This is a genomic window from Streptomyces sp. NPDC054872 (genome assembly GCF_053610705.1).
The window spans coordinates 110,672-129,066 of sequence record NZ_JBSGYY010000005.1 but is presented as its reverse complement, the minus strand read 5'-3'; the positions used below and the strand labels follow the sequence as shown (position 1 = coordinate 129,066).

The following is an 18,395-nucleotide window of genomic DNA, read 5'->3' as shown; positions in this document are numbered from 1 at the left end:
CCCCCAAAAATCTACGGGCCCCATGCCCGCTGCACATGGCCCAAGCCGTCAAGTTTGACGCCCCCCGGTGCGCCGCGGTTGGGTGCCATGTCTCAGGCGCGCCAAGGGCAGCCGACGCCGTTCACTAGGCTCCGGCACCATGACCAGTGATCTCGGAACCGCCCACGCATACTGCGGGGTCCGCCGCCCTGAGCTGCTGACGGCCCAGGCCCCCGCCGTGTGGGGTCGGGCCTTTGCCGACGCCGACATATGCAGCACGGCGCCTGTGCCCCACTCCGGCGTGGACCAGCAGCAGTGACGGCCGAGGACTGCGTACCGCCCATCCCGGGCGCGAAGGACGAGGAGAGAGTCGTACGCCTGACGCGGATCTTGAGCGGGCTGCCGGCGGCGGCCCGGCAACTGTTGTCGGAGACGGACTGGGGCTCCCTCCACCACGCCTACGGTCCCGCCGGGGACATACCCCCGCACCTGTGCTCTTTGGTGGACGAGGACCCCGAAGCGAGGTCCGAGGCGTTGGCCGCGCTGGACATGAGGGTGCTGCACCAGGGCTCGCTGTACACCGTCACCGCGCCCGCGGCGCTGTTCGTCGCCGCGATCCTCGACCACCCCACGGGCCTGGCCGAGCACGAAGGGCACTTCCCGTGGGACGACGGGCCACCCCGCAGCCTGCGGGCCGCCCTGCTCGTCTGGCTGGGGCAGGTGGCCGAGTCGGCCGCCTACGGGGAGGATCCGGTGCGGGAGCGGACCGACTGGCAGTGGGAGCCCTGGCGCGAACAAACGCGAGGCGAGCGGGACCCGCAGGAACTCGCCGCACTGCACGCATGCCGGGACGTACGCCCGGCCCTCTACGACGCCATCGAACCGTTCCTCTCCGCTCCCGACCCACACGTCCGCGAGGCAGCGCTCAGTGCCGCGGTCCCGCTCCTGTCCGCCCCGGACCTCGCCGACCGGGCCCCGCGTGCCGCCGCGCTGCTGCGTGCCGGGCTGGGCGCCGCGGCGGGGCGACGAGAGCGAGCGGGTGTGGCGCGGGCGCTCAGCGTGTGGGGGATGGATACCTCCGACCTGCTCGCCGACCCCGACCCGGCCGTGCGGGTCTGCGCCGCGCTGGGTCCCGTCCGTGTGGACCGGCCACGCGCTCTCGCCGTACTGCTCGACGCGCTGCGCAACCCGCGTACGACGGACAGCTGGTTCCCCGAACCGCTGCCCGGACTCGACGGGTGGTTCCGGTTCACCGTGCTGCGTTCCGCCCTCGCTCTCGCCGAATCGTTCGAGGAGGTGGCGCCGGTGGCCGTCGCCATCGTGGCCGCCGGCGGTGCGTCGATCACCGACCATGAACGCGGGCCGATCCTCTTCAGGGCCTTCCCCGGCGGCTATGACCCGGCCCACCCGCTCACCCCCGCCCAACGCGACCTGCTTCGGGCCTTCGTGGACGCTGACGAGGTGACGGGCGGCATCGCCGGTAACTGGTTGTGGTTCCGCGCGGCCGGGTTGCCCGAGGACCGGGAAGGTGTCGCGGCGTTGCTGTGATGATGCCCGGGACAGGGCCAACCTACGGCGTGGGCCACCTCCGGAGTTGTGGCTGCGGGGAGGGCGCAGAGGCGGTGGCCATGTACGCGGCCACCGCCCGTGGCTCCAGGTGAGCGGTTGGGTCAGTGGGCGGTCTTGTCGCCCACTACGCCGGAGAAGCCGAGTTTGTCGACGGCCTGGTAGTAGGTCCAGGCCGTACCGTTGCAGGTGGTCTTCGTCGCGCCGCTGTACCGTGCGCACACTCTTTTCAGGTCCTCGTAGAAGGCGCTGTCCACACGGGCCTTGTTGGCGCTGAAGGTGCCTGCCTCCTTGTAGTTGCGGTAGCCGAAGTCGTGCCGGGCGCAGGCCGTCTTGAAGGGGAAGCCCAGGGGGTTGTCGGGGGAGGTGGAGCAGTAGTCGGTGGACCAGTTGAACTGGTAGGCGCTCCAGGCCCCCTGATTCGCGTTGGCCGACGCCCAGGCGCTGTAGCTGCCCGCGTCGGTCTGGGTCCACTGGCTGAGCACCTGTGCCTTGTCGGCGGGCACGGCGGACGCGGGGGTGGCGGCTCCTGCTAGAGCCAGGGTGAGGGAAGCGGTACTCACGGCGAGAGCGGTCAGTCGTCGGCGCATGGGGCCTCCTGTGGGGGGATGACACTTCCGTCTCAACAAGCCCTGTCATTCCCACAGTTGGCATTTCAACAAACGAGACGCGCGCGTGAACTCCACTTGACCGGCAGGGTTTTACGCCGTTTGGAGGCGGCCTGGGGGAGGGGACGGCGGCGGGCCCGGGAGCAGTCAGGGCAGGCGGTCGGCTCCGTGCGGGCTCGGCGCTGCCGAACGCACCCTCGGCCCGCCGGGCCCCGGCGAGGTGCTCGATGGCCGCGACCACCCGCCGTACCCCGGCGGCAAATCTTCCCTTGTTACACACCTGTGTCGATTCGCCCTACAACGGACCCGAGGTCCGCGTCGTCTAGCAGGTGGGATCCGACCCGCGAACCAAGGACGAACGAGGAGTAGGCAGCAATGGGGGACATACGCAGACGAGGAGCCGTGGCTCTGGGGATCACCGTGCTGGTGGCCCCGCTCACGGTGGCGCTCGGCACAGGCAGTGCGCAGGCCGCGTCGTGCTCGACGCAGACCGGCCCGTACCAGAAGCAGGTCGAGAAGTTCCTCGGCCGCCCGGTGGACGGCAAGCAGTCGGCAGCCGACTGCAAGGTCATCAAGGCCTTCCAGACCAAGCACAAGATCACCCCGAACGCCGGGTACGCGGGCAGCGTCACCTGGGGCGTCATGAACCTCATGAACAAGCAGAAGGCGGTGGGCAACAACCCCAACAAGGCGGGGAAGTGCCCGACCAACAAGGGGCGCATCGCCTGCGTCGACCTGACTCTTCAGCTCAGCTGGATCCAGGACGGCACGAACCTCAAGTACGGCCCGGTCCCGGTGCGCACCGGCCGCAACGGCCACGAGACCCGCACGGGCCTGAAGAAGGTTTACTGGCGCAACATCGACCACGTGTCGAGCATCTACGACGTGCCGATGCCGTACAGCCAGTTCTTCGATGGCGGCCAGGCGTTCCATTCGGTCGGCATCAGCGTCTGGTCACCTCCGGGCTCCCACGGCTGCGTCAACATGACGAAGAAGGACGCTGTGCAGTACTGGAACATGCTCCGCAAGGGCGATGACGTCTTCGTCTACGGCCGCAAGCCAGGAACCTGATCGCCTGTCGGCGAGTACGAGGTCACCTTCCCGCCCCTGGCCTCGATGCGGCCGGGGGCGGGACTTCGCAGCGTGGTCACCGGCGTATCCGACAGCCGACATTGCCCCACCCCGCACGTCAGCTTTGCTCATCGGCCATGGAGTCGAACGTCTCCCGCATCAGTTGGTCGATGACCCCGGGCCGTCCGGCCAGGGAATCGAAAAGGTCGGCGAGCAGCCACAACACGAAGCCGTGCACGAGGGCCTCCTCCGGCGGAATCTGCCCGAACCGGTCCCGCCACACGACGGTGTCCATGCCCATGGCAGCGGCCATGAGGACGCCGGTGGCCATCGGCACCTGAGCTGGGTCGGCCATCTCGAACGTGGGAAGCCGGCGGATCACAGCGGGGATCAGATCGCTGAGTGGATCAAGCCGATCCTTGCTGCCGGATTGTTCGGCGATGAGATATCCGGTCAGCACGCCCACCAGAAAGACGGTGCCCCGGGACACCTCCTCACGGCCGTACGCGTCCACCGCGGCCTGGACGTGCTGCTGCGCCTCCTTGCGGTCCTCGGCGGAGGTCCGCTTGTCCAGGACACGGTAGGAAGCCCACGCCGCACGGATCGCCTCATCCACCACTACGCCGTCACTCGTCATGCAACGAACCGTAGCGCTGCCCGGATCGCCTGTAGGCGACAGGTAGGCGCCCGGGTGCGTGGCAGGCGGGCAGCTCGGGAAAGCGCGGGCGTCCCTAGCGCCAGGGATCGAGGGCGTGCTTGCCACGGGTCTGGCCCGCTTCGAGTTGCTTGAGAACCGTCGGCCCGTCGGCCAACGGATGGACATGGGGCGTGCCGGGCGGGTACACGCCGCGGGCTATGAGGGCCTCGAGCTCGACGAGCAGCGAACGATAGAGGGATGGCGCTGCGGCTGCCAGCGCACCGATGTGCAGTCCCTTGAGCTGGACCTGGTGGGCGAAGACGAGATCGTGCGTGGTCACAGTTGCGTCGCCGGAAGCGGCGCCGAACACGATGACGCGTCCGGTGAAGGGTTTGGTCACCGAGAGGCTGGTCTGGAACGTGGCTTGTCCCACCGACTCCAGGACCAGGTCGACACCGTCGGTCAGACGTGTGATCGCCTCAGCCAGATCGGGGCGCCGGCTGTCCAGCACCTCGTCGGCTCCGAGCGCTTCGACCGTGTCATGCTTCGCCGGTGACGCCGTGGCGATCACGCGCGCGCCGTAGTGGCGGGCGAGGCGAACGGCAGCCTGCCCCACACCTCCGGCGGCGGCGTGTACGAGGACGACCTCACCAGCCTTGACGTCGCCCAGCGGCTTCAGCGCGGCCAAGGCGGTGGCCCAGTTCAGCACCAGGCCGAGGGCTTCGGCGTCACTCCAACCGGCAGGCACGGGCAGTACGCCCGCGGCGGGCATCGTCATGTACTGCGCGAAGGCGCCGGGGCCGGTGCCGACGACGTGGGTACCGAGCGGGAGCGGACCCTCGACGCCCGGGCCGATGCCCACGATCTCACCGGCCGCCTCGAAGCCCGCCACGTAGGGCACCTGTGGGCCTCCGTCGTACGTTCCATGTGTCTGCATGACGTCAGCGAAGTTGACCCCGGCGGCCCCCACACGGATCAGGTAGTGGCCCGGCCCCGGGGCAGGGCGGCGTTGATCAGCCGTCAGGGAAAGGTCTCCGGGCCCCCGGTGAGACTGCTGGACCAGTGTGCGTACCGGCTGCTCAGCGGTGTGCCGCTGTTCGTTGCTCTTCATGCAGCGAACGTAGGACGCTGACACTTACGTCAAGGTCAAGCGCCGGTCAGTGATCAGGGCGGCGGGCCTCTCGAAGGTAGGTGTCGAGCGCCGCCTGCTGATCGCTGAGAATGGCGATGCGCGCAGCGAGCCGATCGCGATGGCTCTGCACCTCGTGCAGGAACTCCGCGCACACCATTTCGGGTGTGCCGGCTTCGGTCCCGTCAGTGAGACGGGGCAGGGCTTCGCGGATCAGCCGCACGGGAAGCCCGGACTCCAGCAGCGAGCGGATGACCAGCACCCGATCAATGGTGGACTGGCAGTAGTCGCGAAACCCGTTGGTGAAACGGCCGGGGACGATCAAACCTTCATCCTCGTAGTGCCGCAGAGATCTCGCGCTCACACCGCTGATTTTGGAAGCTTCGCTGATCTGCATATCTGCGACCAACGCCCGGGAGCGCCACGATCTTCCAGTGTCACTGTTGTTGGCGTGATCGGAGACGGCACCGGGTCAAGGGGTGAGCGGCAGTTCGGCGAGAACTTGCCAGCCGGCGGGTGAAAGAGCGACCACGTGAACGGCGGACACCACGGTAGTGATCGGCAGACGGCTGGTGAGCTGACGCTCGATGTCGGTGGCGGTATGGTCAGCCGCGTCCAAGGACACGGTGATGTGCACCGGCGGATCCTGCCCGAACCGGCCGCCATAGGGGATTTGTTCGGGGAACACGGCTCGAACGTCGGTGGCCAGCGTACGCAGTTCGGGCACCGGGACACCGACGAACGCACCATCTCGTTCGACCTCGGTCAGCCGCAGGCGAATCCGGCCGGCGTCCGGCGTCGCCCTCACCAGGGCGGCCCGCAACCGCTCCAGTTCCCCGGGCCCGATCTTCTCGGCGGGCAGCCATGGGTAGAGCAGCGTGGCGTGTGCGGGCACACCGGGCCGCACCACCCGCGCGTCCACCCGGGTGGCCAGATCCAAGAGCGGCTCGGCGTCCGGCAGCAGTGCCAGTACAGCCGTCGTCCCCGGCACAGGCATCGTTGCCTTCCCCTCAACTCCCGCTCTACGCATAACAGTTGATGCTCTGCCGCTATCGCCGAATGGTATCGGTACGGATGAGCCCCGTCTTCCCGATACTCGTTGCGACCGCAGGGCCGCACTCAACGGGCCTCGGTCCCGGGACTCGAGGTGCCCTCGTGCTCCGAAGGCTCCCGGTCACCCCGGCCCTCCAGGCCACCGGACATCCGAAAAAGGGACTCACCCCCATGAACAGATCCCGTACCAGATCCCGCACCAGCCTCCTGGCTCTCCTCGGCGCCACTGCTTTGGTGAGCTCGCTCGCCGCCGCGCCCACGGCGTTCGCGGCGCCCGCACCCGACGCGCTCAAGTCTGCACCATCGAACGCCACGTCGGCGTACGCGGGCTCCGCCGAGGAGGCGTCAGCCAACCGCGAGTTCTTCGATGCCGTCATGAAGTCGGCGCTGAAGAAGCAGGCGGCGCAGCCGGGCATCCAGCTCGTCACCGTCCGGTACCGCACGACGCGGGCGCCGAGCTTCCGCAGTCAGATAGCGCAGAGCACGCAGATATGGAACTCCTCGGTCAGCAACGTCAAGCTGCAGGAGTCCAGTTCGGGCGCCGACTTCGAGTACCGCGAGGGCAACGATTCGCGCGGCTCGTACGCCTCCACCGATGGGCGCGGTCACGGCTACATCTTCCTGGACTACCGGCAGAACCAGCAGTACAACTCCACGCGGGTCACTTCTCACGAGACGGGTCACGTGCTGGGTCTGCCCGACCATTACTCGGGCCCGTGCAGCGAACTGATGTCCGGCGGCGGCCCGGGCACGTCCTGCACCAACGCCTACCCCAACGCGACAGAGCGCCAGCGGGTGAATAACCTGTGGGCCAGGGGAATCGCCACTCTCAAGGACAAGGGTGAGCTGACCAAGGTCCACTGACCGGGCACTACGCCACCGCAGGGCGCACGGTCACCAACCGCCAACTGCCCCCCGGGGTGACCGCCCCGACCGCGTGCGGCGCGCCCTCCTCCGACGCAGGTCGCCCTGCCTCGGGGGAGGGCATCGCGCTTCCGCGGCCGACTCGGGTGCGTGGGTACCTTCGTACGCCGTCCGGATGTGTCGCTGCTGGTGATGGGAGGGGTGATCGCAGGCGTTCGTCGTCGGCGAAGGCCCGTGTAAGTCAGGCCGGTGTGTGCCAACTTGCAGACATGACTACGACACCGGATGGACGCACTGTCCCGCCCGCGCATGCTGGTGAGCGCGCCATGCTGGAAGCGTGGCTCGACTTCCACCGTGCCACTCTCGTTCTGAAGTGCTCGGGCCTCGAAGATGATCAATTACGGTTGGCTTCGGTTGCGCCGTCGTCGATGACCCTGCTGGGCCTCGTCCAGCATCTGGCTGTGGTGGAGCAAAACTAGTTCCAGCGGGTGTTCGCAGGCCAGGACCTGCCCGCAGTCTTCGAAGAGAGCAATGTCGACGGCTTTGCGCTTGCGGAAGACCGAGGACTCGAGGAAGCCACGGCGGTCTGGCAGAGGGAGGTTGCTAGGGGACGTGAGCTCATCGCTGCGGCTTCACTGGACGATGCCGGTCATCTCTCGGAGCGGGACGCCGGGTACCTAGGTGATGCAGGGGTCTCGCTGCGCTGGATCATGCTTCACATGATCGAGGAGTACGCACGCCACAATGGCCATGCCGACCTGATCCGAGAACGCATCGACGGGCTCGCCGGGACGTGAAATATGGATGGGGGCACTCGGAATGGTCTGGCCGAGGCAGTCTGAGGGCAGAGCCATCGACGCACGCGCGCGGCCAGGTGCCCGGTGAAAATCGCTCGCCTGAGCGGTGGCGTGAGGGGGTAGGTCCTTCGGAAGCGAACGAGAGGGTGGCGGGTGGAGGCTGGCATGGCGGCGATACTCGGTGCGGCAATCGGCGCCGTCGGTGGCCTGCTCACCCTCAGCACCCAGCTGCGGACCGTCGATGCTCAGCACCGGGCGGAGGAGAAGCGTTGGGTCGCGGACTTGCGGCGCGAGACGTACACAAGCTTCGTCACGTGCGCGAAGGAACTGTCCAACGCCGTCTGGAAAGCGTCCGATCTGTTGCACAGAGAAGGCACTGTCGAAGACTGGGAAAGCGCCCGCAGCAGCGTGCACGACGCCTGGACGCAGTTCAGCGCTGCTGCGGCTGCCGTGACGATAGCCGGCCCGCACTTCGTGGCTGTGGCGGCCGAAGATCTGCGCGAGGCGCTGAGGCAGTGGGAGTTGCTCACCGGAGTGTGGATACGCGCAGCGATCGAGGGCGGAACCGGGCGGCTCGACGAGCATGACGCACGATTCATGGCGGCGTTCGAGGCCAAGAAGCCCTTGGAGGCGGCGTTCCAGACCGTCGCACGTCGGGCGTTGGACACCGAAACGTGAGGTCGATCAGAGACTGAGGGGATCGCAGCGACAGCCCCTCACGGAGGCGCGCGGCGAATCGGGATCTCGGATGCTGATGTGACCGCCTCGTACGTGAGTCCGCGTGGGGAGCGGATTTTGTGGAGTGAGGGTCAGCTGCCGCCGGATAGGTCGGTGAAGGAGGCGCCGGTCTCTGCCATCCGTTCGACCGCATAGGCCGGGTCGATGAGTGCCTCGGGAGTGTGGATGCCCGGCATGACGGGTTCGCCGCGTAATTCGAGCAATCGCTCGACGCCGAGGGCGATGCCAAGTGCGGTCAAGGGCCGCTGGCCTGCGGGGTGGACCAGGCAGTGGCTCGTGCTGATCGGCGCACCTGCTGGGTCTGCTCCTTCGAGGTCGATCCGGACCTCGAAGGAAGCGGGGTCGCCGCGGCGCCGGCCCGCGGACTCGCCGACGGCGAAGTCGAAGCGGACGTTCGGCGCGTCCGTCGCGAGGGCGAGGCTTGGTACGTCGAGGATGGCGATGCTCTGGCCGGTCAGGACGGTGCCGTCGCTACTGCGCACATCGGCCTGTGCGTCGGGGCCGTTGATCCAGGTGAAGACGCCGTCTCGGCGTACCAGTCCCGCCGAGGTGACGGTGGACCAGCGCTGGAGATCCGCTCTTCCCGCTGGCCCGCCGGTGTCCAGGTCGTCCAGAAGAGCACTGATCCGGATGGTGTCGACCCGGTCGAGGTGCCGGGCCGCGTGCAGTGCCGCGAGGGTGACGGTACCGGCGCAGTAGTGGCTGGCCATCAGGATCGGTGCGGCGCCTGCCCGTTGGGCGCCGACGACGACCTCCGGCGCGATGTCCGTCAGGCCGCTGGAGATGCTGAGGTAGGGCAGCCCGCGATGCTGTGCGTAGCGCAGGCCGTGCAGGTGGTCGTCCCATAGCGCGGCGACCACCGCCGAGTAGCGGTGATCGGCAGGGAGGCCGAGATCGCCGCGTCGCAGATCGATGGTCACGGCCGTTGCGGCGCCCAGTTCGTCGGCTACCCGCTGGGTGCGGCCGATGTCACGGCCCGCGATCGTCAGCGGCAGTGCCGGATGCCATTGGCGCAGGAGGGCAGCGGTTGCCGCGCCTGCCTGACCCGTGCCGCCCAAGATCAGTACTGATTCCGCCTGTCCCACTTGGGTTCCCCTTCACATCCATGAAGCTACATTTTGTAACCTACGTTTTGTAGCTTAGGTTGGGGCGTGAACGCAAGGGAGGACCATGGCCACCACACCGACCCGCCTGTCCAAGCAGGCCAGGCGGGAGCAGCTCCTCGACACCGCCGTGGCGATCGTGCGCACCCAGGGGACGGACGGTTTGACGCTGGTCACCCTCGCGGAGGCAGCCGGGGTCAGCAGACCGATCACATACGACCACTTCGCCACGCGTTCCGGCCTGCTGCTCGCGCTCTACCGGCGACTCGACGAACACCACCGGGCCGCGATCCGGCAGGCGTTGCAGGATGCCCCGCCCGGCGCTGCGGAGGTCGCCCGTGTCATCAGCGCCGCCTACTTCGCCTGCACCACCGATATGCCAGAGCTCGGCGCCCTCTCCGCCGCGCTGAAAGGAAGCCCGGAAATGGCGGCGGTCCAGCACGAGTTGACCGACAACTACACGGACCTGATGGCCACGGCGTTGCTGCCGTACTCCGGGCTTTCGCGCCAAGCCCTCCAACTGCGTTGCGTCGGCGTGCTGGGTGCGGCCGAGGCGCTTGCCGCCGAGCTGAACCGAGAGCGGGCAACCGACGGCGAAGCGGTCAGCGCGCTGGCCGACTTCATCGTGAGTGGCCTCGACGAGCTGACGTAGGGGAGTTCGCGGCGGGCGGTGGAGTGCTCCAAGAGGGCCGGGGGGGGAGATGGGTTTCCGGTACGTAGCGCCTAGAGCGAGCTGCGTGGCAGGTCCCAGACGACCCTCTTGTCGCGTGGGCCACGCAGTAGGCCCTTGGTCTGGGCGGTGATCGCGGCCAGGGCGTTGATCGTCCAGTAGGCCAGCGGGTAGATCGGGAGGAGGAGACAGGCGTACAGGAGCTTGGGGTCGAGGTGGCGTTCCACAAGAACGGCGACGGCGATCTGGAGGACCGCGACGACGGCGATGCCGACACCCCAGGCGATCATCCAGCGGAACTTGGTGTCTCCGGGATGGGTGATCCAGTGGACGACGCCCCACACGGTGGCGACCAGCATGGTGATCACCCAGAGGTAGGAGAGCAGCGCCTCCAGGGCGATCGGCCACAGGGCCCAGTGGCGGGGGCGGAAGACGGTGCGGGCGTGGGTGCCCAGGACTTCGCCCTGTCCGCGCGCCCAACGGGTGCGCTGGGCCCAGATCCCCTTGACGTTCTCCGGGACCTGCATGCCGACCAGGGCATGAGGTTCGAAGCCGGTCAGGTGGCCCGCTTGGAGGAGCCGCCAGGTGAGCTCGATGTCTTCGGTGGCCATCTTCGGGTCGTAGCCGCCGATGGCGAGGACGGCGTCGCGGCGGAAGAGGCCAAGGACGCCCGCCACCGTCCCCACTCGCCCGGCCAGGGCGTGGGTGCGGCGCATCAGGCCGATCAGTGAGGCCGACTCCAGCATCTGCATGACGGTGATCACCTCGCGCCGGTTGGTCACGCGCGGGCTGCCCGCGATGGCCGCGTAGCGGGGGGAGCGCTGGATACGGGCAACGAGATAGCGCACGGCATCGGCGTGCAGATGAGTGTCCGCATCGGTGACCAGGACGAGGTCGTGGCGGGCGCGGCGCATGCCGTCGTTGAGGCGGTCGGCCTTGCCGACATTCACGCCGTCGTCGAGCACGGAGATCCGGAGGTCGTCGCCTGCCGCGGCCCTGGCCGCGGCCACTGTCCCGTCCCCGGAGCCGTCGTTGAGAATGAGAACTTCGAGGTCGGGATAGTCCACGGCCTTGAGCGCCGCGATGCAGCGGGCGATCACTCGTTCCTCGTTGTAGGCCGGGACCAGGATGGTCACCCCGGGCCAGCCGCCCGGCGGAACGGTGAGGGCCGAGCGCTCCTCCAGGACGCGGAAGAGGACCCCGCCCACCATCCACGCGGCACCCGTCACCACCGGATAGAACGCCAGGAAGACCAGCAGGACGTCAAGGAAGCTCACGGCGCTCCTCCCGGTGCCGCATCGCGATGCAGCAGGCCAGCGCGACAGCGAAGACGCACCAAGAGACCACCACGGCGAGCAGCAGATGGCGCAGGATGTAGCTGTGTCCCAGCAGGACGACCGCAAGGACGCCTGCCGCCACCCAGACCAGGGTGCCGAGCGCGAACGCGACGACCCTGCGGTTCCGGGAAGCGGGACGGTTGGGCTCGAAGCTGACGCTGCGGTCTGGCCGACGTGACCGGCCTGGTTGCCGAGCATTCATTGGGTGCACCTCTTCGCGTGGCTCGCGCGTCGCGCATTTGCCACCTTATGCTGCGTAATGTCCGCACTGCATTTCAGGGGAAGGTGGCCCGACCGTGCCCAGTGGCTTGTATGTCGACTCCGTCGGACCGGTCGATGTCGCCGTGGTCGCCTTCGAGGGCAACCGCTTCAACGGCGACGTGGCACCGGCGCTGAGGGAGTTGCAGAAGAACGGCACCGTACGCGTTCTCGACCTGAGCTTCGTCCGCAAGGCGGCCGACGGCTCCCTCGACATCCTCGAACTGGCCGACGAAGAGGTGGCGGACGCGTTCCAGCAGGTGACCGACGACCGGTTCGACCTCCTCAGCGACGAGGACCTGCGGTCCGTCGCGGACACCCTCCCCCCGGAGTCGTCAGCGCTCGTCGTCGCCTGGGAGAACACCTGGGCGGCCCGCCTTGGGGCGGCGGTGCGTGAGTCCAGGGGTGAACTGCTGTTCCTGGAGCGCATCCCGAGGGAAGCCGTCGTCGAGGCCGTGGCCGCGCTCGACTCCGAGTGACAACGAGACACGAGAGCGAGGTTCGGCATGCCGCAACGATTTGGACGGCCCGGTCTTCTGGGCACGATCGCGCGCACCGCGGTGATCTCCGGCACCGCGACCGCGGTCTCCAACCGTGTGGAGCGCGGAATCGGCCGGCGAGACATGCGTCGGCAGGCGGACGCGCAGGCTCAGCAACAGGCGTGGACGGACCAAGTGCGGGCGCAGACGACGGTGCCATCGGCGCCGGCGTCCGCTCCCGCGACGGACCGCGTCTCGCAGCTCACCGCGCTCGCCGACCTGAAGGCCCAAGGGCTGCTGACGGACGCGGAGTTCGCCACCGAGAAGGCGCGGGTCCTGAACTCCTGATGTGTCTGCGGCAAGGTTTGCAAGGTTTGATCGCTGACGCGACCTCAGGATGATTCAGCCGTTGGTGAGGATGACCGGGAGATGGCGTAGCTGTCAGGTCACTTGGCAGCCGGCCGCGTCACCGCCCGGGTCGTCGGCCAGGACGATGGCCGTCGTGATGCGTTTGCCGACCGGCTCGCGGTGGACCGCGAAGCTGCGGCACATCGCCATGACGAGTTCAAGGCCGTGCTGACCGATCCGCGTGGGGTCCGGTCCCATGATCAACGGCAGTGTCGTGCTGCTGTCCCACACGGTCACCTCCACGGCCCCCTCGTTGACCTCCAGCGTCAGAAGACATGGCCCTGGGGCATACCGATGGACGTTGGTCACCAGCTCGCTCACCACCAGCTGCACTGTGCCCATCGCCCGCTCCGACACCGGCAGCCCGTGCACCGCTTGGACCGTCGTCAGGAAGGCGCCGGCCATGTCACGAGCCGCAGCGATCTCCGCGCTGCCCTCGAACGCGGCAGAAACCGACAGCGGGTGGCCTGCGAGCAGATGCTGCCCTTCGTCGTACCCAGCCAGGTCCATGCAGACCGCCTCACGTTCGAAACGGAGTCGAGTTTACATTTCCGGTACCCCGTAACTCTCGCCGTAGTCCTGGCATTTCGGAACGGCGGCCCCCACGCCGCCCGGTTTCCCGCCGACGCCGGCCACGCATGCCCGCCGGAACCCTGCTGCCGCGGCTCCGGGTAGCCCTGCTTCTCCAGCGCCTTGGGGGTGTCCGGGAATCAGCTGCCCTCGCCGGGTGAGCGCTGCGGCCGGGACAGTCACCGCTCCCGGACGGCGTAGGTCAGATGCGTCACCCTCGGGGAGGGCTCTGAGCGGATCTGCTCCAGGGCCACGCGGCTTGCGTCCACGCCCTCGAACAGGCGGATTCCGGAGCCGAACAGCACGGGGGAGAGCGCGATGGAGAACTCGTCGACCAGGCCGGCGTTCACGTACTCCAGGATCGTCGCGCCGCCGCCCGCGATGCGGACGTCCCGGTCGCCGGCGGCCGCGCGGGCCTGGTCGAGGGCGGAGTCGATGCCGTCGTTGACGAAGTGGAAGGTGGTGCCGCCGGGTCGCTCCCAGGGGTCACGCTTCTCGTGCGTCACGACGAAGACCGGCGTGTGGAACGGTGCCTCCTCCGGCCACATCTGCTCGCCGGCGTCGAACATGTTCTTGCCCATCACGCTCACGCCGGTGCGCTCGAACGTCTCCCGCACGATGTCGTTGTCGCGTCCTTCCTCACCGCCCCCGCCCAGCTTCAGGTTCTCCCGGAAGAACCGCTGCGGAAAGACCCACTGCTGCAGCTCCATCCACTGCCGCCCCATCAACTCCTCGGAGGACTCGGGCGCGATGAAACCGTCCAGCGACATCGACACGCTGAAGAACACCTTGCCGGACATCAGCCCTCCGCCCCCTTCCGGGCGATCTCGGTGACGTAAGCAGCCAGGTTGCCCAGGGTCTGCCGACCGGCCTCGATCGCGTGGTACTTCTCGACCGCCTCGTCGCGCAGCTCCTTGGTGGGGAACAGCGTGTGCATGGTGATCCGGGTCGTGGTGCCGTCGGGCTCGAACGTCAGGATTGTCTCGAAGGCGTTCGGGTCGTCGCGGGTCTCGCCGTGAAGCAGTGCGATCCGCTCCGGCGGGGCGATCTCGGTCCAGGTGATCCACTCCTGGTAGTCCGTCCCGTCCGGTCCGTGCAGCACGAAGTCCCATGCGCCGCCGACGCGGAACTCGAACGCCCGCGTGGTGGTGGTGAACCCTTCCGGTCCCCACCATCGCGACAGGTGCCGCACCTCGGTGAACGCCTCGAACACCAGCTCCCGTGGGGCGTCGATGGTCCGGGAGATGACGGTCTCGCGGTCGGCTGTCGCCGTCTGTGCCGGCGTCCCGTGTTCTGTCGTGCTCATCAGCTACTCCGCTTTCCTTGTCTGCTTCAGGTCCTGCACGTAGGCGTCCAGTCGGTCGAAACTCTCGTTCCAGAACTGCTCGAAACCGCCGGTCCACTCGTGGACGGGCCGCAGCCCGCCGGCGTCGAGTTCGTACAGGCGCTGCTTGCCTGCCTTGCGGTCACGCACCAGCCCGACCTCCCGGAGCACCCGCAGGTGTTTGGACGTCCCCGGCTGGGTCATCCCCAGCTCCTCTGCCAACTCCGTCACCGAGCGCTCACCCGCCCGCAGCAGTGCCAGGATCTCCCGGCGCTGCGGTTCGGCGATCGCGTTGAAGACATCCGACGTCGTCGCTGCTCGTGCCATGGATCAATCGTATGCCCATAACGGCATACGTCAAGGGGGGGGGTGGTGTGATCGACCGAGGGGTGGTGACGCGCTGGATGGCGCCGTCCCTCGGCTTGCGAAGTCGGCGTGACCCGACGCTACTGCAACCCATGGGTTGCAGTAGTCTCCCTTGATGTGCAATCGTTGGGTTGCAGGTTGTTGTACGGGGTGATGCGGGGAGTCACCCCGACACCCTGGGCGACCCGAGCTTGCGCATGACCCGGACTGACTACGGAGAAGGGTAAGAAAGCCATGAGCGACACCACCTACACCGACACCGAACTCGCCGAACTCGACTCGATAGCCCGGCAGATCGACATCGACGCCCCGGCGGACCGGGTCTGGGAGTTGGTTGCGCGCCCCGGCTGGTTTGTCAACGACGGCGCAGTCGACGCCGAGCCGGACCTGCGTCACGAGGGCGACGTGACCGTCGTCTGCCATCCGACGCTGGGCGAGTGCCGGTTCCGGACCGTGACGCTGGACAAGCCGCGCTACGCCGCGTTCCGCTGGATCGGCACCCCGTTCCGGGATGAGTCGACGCCCTCGACACTCGTCGAGTTCTGGATCGACGAGCGGGGTGAGGGCGGGGTGACGCTGCGCGTCGTCGAGAGCGGGTTCTCCGGCCTCGCCGACGACCCGGCGACGTGGCTGAAGGAGCGCGCGGGTAACGACAAGGGCTGGCTCACCGAACTGCAGGCCGCGAAGGTGTTCGTCGAGAACCCCGCGCCGATCCCGACTGCGCAGCCGTGACTGTCGCCCTCCCGGTCGTGTGTGCCGCGCTCGGCGATCCGATGCGCTGGCAGATCCTCACCCGGCTCGGCGAAGGCCCGATGTCGGCGTCCGCGCTGGCCAGGGAGCTGCCGGTGAGCCGACAGGCGATCGGCAAGCACCTGGAAGTACTGCGCGAGGTCGAACTCGTCGAGTCCGAGCAGCGCGGGCGCGAGGTCGTCCACCTCGCCGTCGGCGCCCGGCTCGGCGCGCTGGCCCGGGAGCTGGACCGAATAGGCCGCTCATGGGACACCCGCCTGCTGCGGATCAAGGAACTGGCGGAGCGTCCCGACCCGGACGCTCCTGAAGCCTCCGGCTGACGGAAGCCGACCGAGGTCTCATGGCTGAGCCCTCACGACTGAGGCCTCACGGCTGATGGTTGACGACGATGGGACACGATCGTGACCGAGCACGAAAGCAGGACGAAGGGCCCCGACCGCATGCCGGCGAAGCCGCCGGTGACGGAACGGGCCGCCTTCCAGGCCCAGTTGGACGAACTGCGGATCCGCGAGAAGGCACACACGCGGGAAGGCGACGCGATCGCCGCAGCTCGGCGCCGCCTGCCCATGGTGGAGGTGGCCGCCGACCTCGAACTGACCGGACCGGACGGGCCGGTCAAGCTGCTCGACGCGTTCGAAGGACGCCGGCAGCTCATCGCCTACTACTTCATGTGGCACGACGGCCATGACGCGGCCGGACAGTGCGAAGGCTGCACCTGGGTCACCACCCAGGTGCAGGAGCTGTCCTACCTCCACTCTCGCGACATCACCTACGCGGTCTTCTGTCAGGGCCCGTACGAGGAAAGCCGCCGGTACCAGGAATTCATGGGCTGGGAGGTGCCGTGGTACTCGGCCTTCCCGGCACGGGACGAGCTCCTGGTCGGACGCCGGGCAGGCATGATGCATCTGGTCTGCTACCTGCGCGACGGCGACCGCGTCTACGAGACGTACTGGACGACGCTGCGCGGCGTGGAGGAGATGGACTACAGCTACGCGCTCATGGACCTCACCGTGTACGGGCGCCAGGAGCTGTGGGAGGACTCGCCCCCCGGCTGGCCGCAGGACCTGGACGCGCCCCCCGACCAGCCGATGCGGAGCAACGGACGCCCCATCTCTCAGTGGTCCCGCATCAAGGCCGGGCGTTCCGACGACCTCACGCCTCGGCCTTGACGCGGTCGGGCCCAGATGCCCGGGTGCTCGACGATCAACTGGATCACCCAGCTGGATCACCGGTGATCTCGCGTAGTCGGGAGTCGAGTCGCGTACTCCTCAGGCGAACTTGGTGACGGCGATGTGCCAGTTGCTCTCGCTCAGTGGTAGCAGAGGCAGAACGGATGACCGGCCGGGTCCGCATAGACGCGCCAATTGGCTCCCGCGTGGATCTGATCCGTCCGTTCCAGCACGGTCGCGCCGAGGGCGAGCGCCCGCTTCTCCTCACCGTCAAGGTCGTCCACGTCGAAGTCCAGGTGGACCTGCTGCGGGTGCTGCTGGCCGGGCCACTCCGGCGGTCGGTAGCCGTCCACCCGCTGACAGGCCAGCGGGGTCCCCTCGAAACCGTGCACCTCGATCCAGTCGCGATCCTCCGGGTCCTGCACCACCCGGCCGCCGAGGAGCTCCGCGTAGAACTCAGCGAGCCGTACCGGATCGGCGCAGTCCAGCGCGACCGCCTGCAGCTTTCGAATCAATTTCCAGCCCCTCGCTCTTTGACCGCTTCCGTGCCGCTTTCGTGCCGCTTTCGTAGGGAGGGATCTTATCCACCGCCACGCTCGCGGCCCGAAGGCTCACGGAGTCACGAGCTCCATGGCTGCCGACGCAGCGGCCGAACGGCCCGGTTCTCGGCGTGTTCCCGGTCAGCGTTTGATGGCCACTCCCGCCAAGAGGCTGATCTGAGCGTCCGTGGGCTCTGTCCCGTCGGCGGGTTCGGTGGGGCGCCAGCGATGGCAGCAGCAGATGCCGGGCTCGATCAGGTCGAGTCCGTCGAAGAAGGCGCGGATGTCGCTGTGTGAGCGGAACTGGACCGGAGTCCCGGAGTTGGCATAGGCCTCGGCGACGTTGTTCCAGGTGACGGGGTCGAAGTCGGGCGTGCAGTGGTTCATGGCGAGGGCGCTGCCGGGGGCCAGCGGGTCGAGCAGCCTGCGCACGATGGCGTAGGGGTCGTGCGGGTCGGTCACAAAGTGCATGAGTGCGTTGAGGGAGAGGGCGATGGGCTGGCCGAAGTCCAGGACGTCGCAGTCCTCTACGGCGCTCATCAGCGCATCGGGGTCGGTGACATCGGCCTCGACGTAGGCCGTGCGTCCCTGTGTCGTGCTGCGCATGAGGCGTTCGGCGCACTTGAGGACGAGGGGATCGTTGTCGGCGTACACGACGCGGGCGTGGGGCGTGGTGGACTGGGCGACTTGGTGCAGGTTGGGTTCGGTCGGGATACCTGTGCCGATGTCCAGCCACTGGCGGATGCCGTACTCCTGGGCCAGCACACGGGTGGCCCGGTGCATGAACGCCCGGTTCTCGCGGGCGGTCACGGGAAGGCCGGGGTGGGCCTTGGCGGCGATCAGAGCCGCCTCTTTGTCGACCTCGAAGTGGTCCTTGCCTCCGAGGAAGTAGTCGTACATGCGGGCCGAATGCGCCTTGCTCGTGTCGAGATGCCGGCCGGCCTGGCTGGGGGTCATGTTCTTCCCTTCATGCGTGGATG

At 68.1% G+C, this 18,395-nt stretch carries 25 protein-coding genes and 1 pseudogene; 12 read left to right on the top strand and 14 right to left on the bottom strand.

Features of this window, described 5'->3' with window-relative positions:
* Nucleotides 1-139 precede the first annotated feature (139 nt).
* Entirely contained in the window at nucleotides 140-298 is a 159-nt protein-coding gene (locus tag ACWGIH_RS08035; protein ID WP_453691610.1) for a hypothetical protein, read from the top strand.
* Complete coding sequence (locus ACWGIH_RS08030) at nucleotides 295-1,527, top strand: hypothetical protein (protein ID WP_453447252.1); 1,233 nt, start codon at nucleotides 295-297, stop codon at nucleotides 1,525-1,527. The genes ACWGIH_RS08035 and ACWGIH_RS08030 overlap by 4 nt, the downstream gene beginning before the upstream one ends.
* Nucleotides 1,528-1,649: 122 nt before the next feature.
* Here ACWGIH_RS08030 and ACWGIH_RS08025 read toward each other — a convergent pair whose 3' ends face one another.
* Complete coding sequence (locus ACWGIH_RS08025; protein WP_453447251.1) at nucleotides 1,650-2,135, bottom strand: phospholipase; 486 nt, start codon at nucleotides 2,133-2,135, stop codon at nucleotides 1,650-1,652.
* Between the two features lie 393 nt (nucleotides 2,136-2,528).
* Here ACWGIH_RS08025 and ACWGIH_RS08020 point away from each other — a divergent pair, with 393 nt between their 5' ends.
* Complete coding sequence (locus ACWGIH_RS08020; RefSeq protein ID WP_453447249.1) at nucleotides 2,529-3,224, top strand: L,D-transpeptidase; 696 nt, start codon at nucleotides 2,529-2,531, stop codon at nucleotides 3,222-3,224.
* A gap of 118 nt (nucleotides 3,225-3,342) precedes the next feature.
* Here the strand turns inward: ACWGIH_RS08020 and ACWGIH_RS08015 are convergent, their stop codons facing one another.
* From ACWGIH_RS08015 to ACWGIH_RS08000, 4 genes are all read right to left on the bottom strand, one after another.
* Nucleotides 3,343-3,861, bottom strand: a complete 519-nt coding sequence (locus tag ACWGIH_RS08015) for a hypothetical protein (protein ID WP_453447247.1) — start codon at nucleotides 3,859-3,861, stop codon at nucleotides 3,343-3,345.
* A gap of 94 nt (nucleotides 3,862-3,955) precedes the next feature.
* The gene (locus tag ACWGIH_RS08010) at nucleotides 3,956-4,972 is read right to left on the bottom strand and encodes an NADPH:quinone oxidoreductase family protein (protein WP_453447245.1); all 1,017 of its coding nucleotides are present in this window, start codon (nucleotides 4,970-4,972) and stop codon (nucleotides 3,956-3,958) included.
* A 46-nt stretch (nucleotides 4,973-5,018) separates the two neighbouring features.
* On the bottom strand, nucleotides 5,019-5,387 hold the full coding sequence (locus ACWGIH_RS08005) for a MerR family transcriptional regulator (protein WP_453447243.1): 369 nt from the start codon (nucleotides 5,385-5,387) through the stop codon (nucleotides 5,019-5,021).
* A gap of 75 nt (nucleotides 5,388-5,462) precedes the next feature.
* On the bottom strand, nucleotides 5,463-5,987 hold the full coding sequence (locus ACWGIH_RS08000; protein WP_453447241.1) for a 2'-5' RNA ligase family protein: 525 nt from the start codon (nucleotides 5,985-5,987) through the stop codon (nucleotides 5,463-5,465).
* Between the two features lie 227 nt (nucleotides 5,988-6,214).
* Here ACWGIH_RS08000 and snpA point away from each other — a divergent pair, with 227 nt between their 5' ends.
* The 3 genes and pseudogenes from snpA to ACWGIH_RS07985 all read left to right on the top strand — a co-directional run bounded on the left by snpA (nucleotide 6,215) and on the right by ACWGIH_RS07985 (nucleotide 8,382).
* Nucleotides 6,215-6,907, top strand: coding sequence for a snapalysin (snpA, locus tag ACWGIH_RS07995; protein ID WP_453447240.1), 693 nt, complete (start codon nucleotides 6,215-6,217; stop codon nucleotides 6,905-6,907).
* A 269-nt stretch (nucleotides 6,908-7,176) separates the two neighbouring features.
* Nucleotides 7,177-7,704 (top strand): annotated as a pseudogene (locus ACWGIH_RS07990) (DinB family protein).
* A 165-nt stretch (nucleotides 7,705-7,869) separates the two neighbouring features.
* Nucleotides 7,870-8,382, top strand: coding sequence for a hypothetical protein (locus ACWGIH_RS07985; protein ID WP_453447239.1), 513 nt, complete (start codon nucleotides 7,870-7,872; stop codon nucleotides 8,380-8,382).
* A gap of 131 nt (nucleotides 8,383-8,513) precedes the next feature.
* Here ACWGIH_RS07985 and ACWGIH_RS07980 read toward each other — a convergent pair whose 3' ends face one another.
* Nucleotides 8,514-9,527: a saccharopine dehydrogenase gene (locus tag ACWGIH_RS07980; protein ID WP_453447237.1), complete on the bottom strand. Its 1,014-nt coding sequence runs from the start codon at nucleotides 9,525-9,527 to the stop codon at nucleotides 8,514-8,516.
* Between the two features lie 85 nt (nucleotides 9,528-9,612).
* Here ACWGIH_RS07980 and ACWGIH_RS07975 point away from each other — a divergent pair, with 85 nt between their 5' ends.
* Nucleotides 9,613-10,197 (top strand): TetR/AcrR family transcriptional regulator, encoded by a 585-nt coding sequence (locus tag ACWGIH_RS07975; protein ID WP_453447235.1) that lies wholly within the window; start codon nucleotides 9,613-9,615, stop codon nucleotides 10,195-10,197.
* Between the two features lie 71 nt (nucleotides 10,198-10,268).
* Here ACWGIH_RS07975 and ACWGIH_RS07970 read toward each other — a convergent pair whose 3' ends face one another.
* Complete coding sequence (locus ACWGIH_RS07970) at nucleotides 10,269-11,492, bottom strand: glycosyltransferase family 2 protein (protein ID WP_453447234.1); 1,224 nt, start codon at nucleotides 11,490-11,492, stop codon at nucleotides 10,269-10,271.
* Complete coding sequence (locus ACWGIH_RS07965; RefSeq protein ID WP_453447232.1) at nucleotides 11,479-11,754, bottom strand: hypothetical protein; 276 nt, start codon at nucleotides 11,752-11,754, stop codon at nucleotides 11,479-11,481. The genes ACWGIH_RS07970 and ACWGIH_RS07965 overlap by 14 nt, the downstream gene beginning before the upstream one ends.
* A gap of 94 nt (nucleotides 11,755-11,848) precedes the next feature.
* Here ACWGIH_RS07965 and ACWGIH_RS07960 point away from each other — a divergent pair, with 94 nt between their 5' ends.
* Together ACWGIH_RS07960 and ACWGIH_RS07955 are read left to right on the top strand one after the other, a co-directional pair.
* On the top strand, nucleotides 11,849-12,289 hold the full coding sequence (locus tag ACWGIH_RS07960; RefSeq protein WP_453447230.1) for a DUF6325 family protein: 441 nt from the start codon (nucleotides 11,849-11,851) through the stop codon (nucleotides 12,287-12,289).
* Nucleotides 12,290-12,316: 27 nt separating this feature from the next.
* On the top strand, nucleotides 12,317-12,637 hold the full coding sequence (locus ACWGIH_RS07955) for an SHOCT domain-containing protein (RefSeq protein WP_453447228.1): 321 nt from the start codon (nucleotides 12,317-12,319) through the stop codon (nucleotides 12,635-12,637).
* A 93-nt stretch (nucleotides 12,638-12,730) separates the two neighbouring features.
* On the opposite strand, the gene ACWGIH_RS07950 is transcribed toward ACWGIH_RS07955, so the two are convergent.
* The 4 genes from ACWGIH_RS07950 to ACWGIH_RS07935 all read right to left on the bottom strand — a co-directional run bounded on the left by ACWGIH_RS07950 (nucleotide 12,731) and on the right by ACWGIH_RS07935 (nucleotide 14,918).
* On the bottom strand, nucleotides 12,731-13,207 hold the full coding sequence (locus ACWGIH_RS07950; RefSeq protein WP_453447227.1) for an ATP-binding protein: 477 nt from the start codon (nucleotides 13,205-13,207) through the stop codon (nucleotides 12,731-12,733).
* Nucleotides 13,208-13,446: 239 nt separating this feature from the next.
* On the bottom strand, nucleotides 13,447-14,067 hold the full coding sequence (locus ACWGIH_RS07945) for a dihydrofolate reductase family protein (protein WP_453447225.1): 621 nt from the start codon (nucleotides 14,065-14,067) through the stop codon (nucleotides 13,447-13,449).
* Nucleotides 14,067-14,573, bottom strand: coding sequence for an SRPBCC family protein (locus ACWGIH_RS07940; protein ID WP_453447224.1), 507 nt, complete (start codon nucleotides 14,571-14,573; stop codon nucleotides 14,067-14,069). The genes ACWGIH_RS07945 and ACWGIH_RS07940 overlap by 1 nt, the downstream gene beginning before the upstream one ends.
* A gap of 3 nt (nucleotides 14,574-14,576) precedes the next feature.
* A complete protein-coding gene (locus tag ACWGIH_RS07935) occupies nucleotides 14,577-14,918 on the bottom strand; it encodes an ArsR/SmtB family transcription factor (protein WP_453447222.1) in 342 nt (113 codons plus the stop codon).
* Between the two features lie 273 nt (nucleotides 14,919-15,191).
* On the opposite strand from ACWGIH_RS07935, the gene ACWGIH_RS07930 reads away from it, so the two are divergent.
* The 3 genes from ACWGIH_RS07930 to ACWGIH_RS07920 all read left to right on the top strand — a co-directional run bounded on the left by ACWGIH_RS07930 (nucleotide 15,192) and on the right by ACWGIH_RS07920 (nucleotide 16,876).
* Complete coding sequence (locus ACWGIH_RS07930) at nucleotides 15,192-15,689, top strand: ATPase (RefSeq protein ID WP_453447221.1); 498 nt, start codon at nucleotides 15,192-15,194, stop codon at nucleotides 15,687-15,689.
* Nucleotides 15,686-16,027 (top strand): ArsR/SmtB family transcription factor, encoded by a 342-nt coding sequence (locus ACWGIH_RS07925; protein WP_453447219.1) that lies wholly within the window; start codon nucleotides 15,686-15,688, stop codon nucleotides 16,025-16,027. Before ACWGIH_RS07930 ends, ACWGIH_RS07925 begins: the two co-directional genes overlap by 4 nt.
* Before the next feature lie 120 nt (nucleotides 16,028-16,147).
* A complete protein-coding gene (locus tag ACWGIH_RS07920; RefSeq protein WP_453447327.1) occupies nucleotides 16,148-16,876 on the top strand; it encodes a DUF899 family protein in 729 nt (242 codons plus the stop codon).
* A 140-nt stretch (nucleotides 16,877-17,016) separates the two neighbouring features.
* Here the strand turns inward: ACWGIH_RS07920 and ACWGIH_RS07915 are convergent, their stop codons facing one another.
* On the bottom strand, nucleotides 17,017-17,391 hold the full coding sequence (locus ACWGIH_RS07915) for a VOC family protein (RefSeq protein WP_453447218.1): 375 nt from the start codon (nucleotides 17,389-17,391) through the stop codon (nucleotides 17,017-17,019).
* A gap of 165 nt (nucleotides 17,392-17,556) precedes the next feature.
* On the bottom strand, nucleotides 17,557-18,372 hold the full coding sequence (locus ACWGIH_RS07910; RefSeq protein WP_453447216.1) for an SAM-dependent methyltransferase: 816 nt from the start codon (nucleotides 18,370-18,372) through the stop codon (nucleotides 17,557-17,559).
* Between the last annotated feature and the right edge of the window lie 23 nt (nucleotides 18,373-18,395).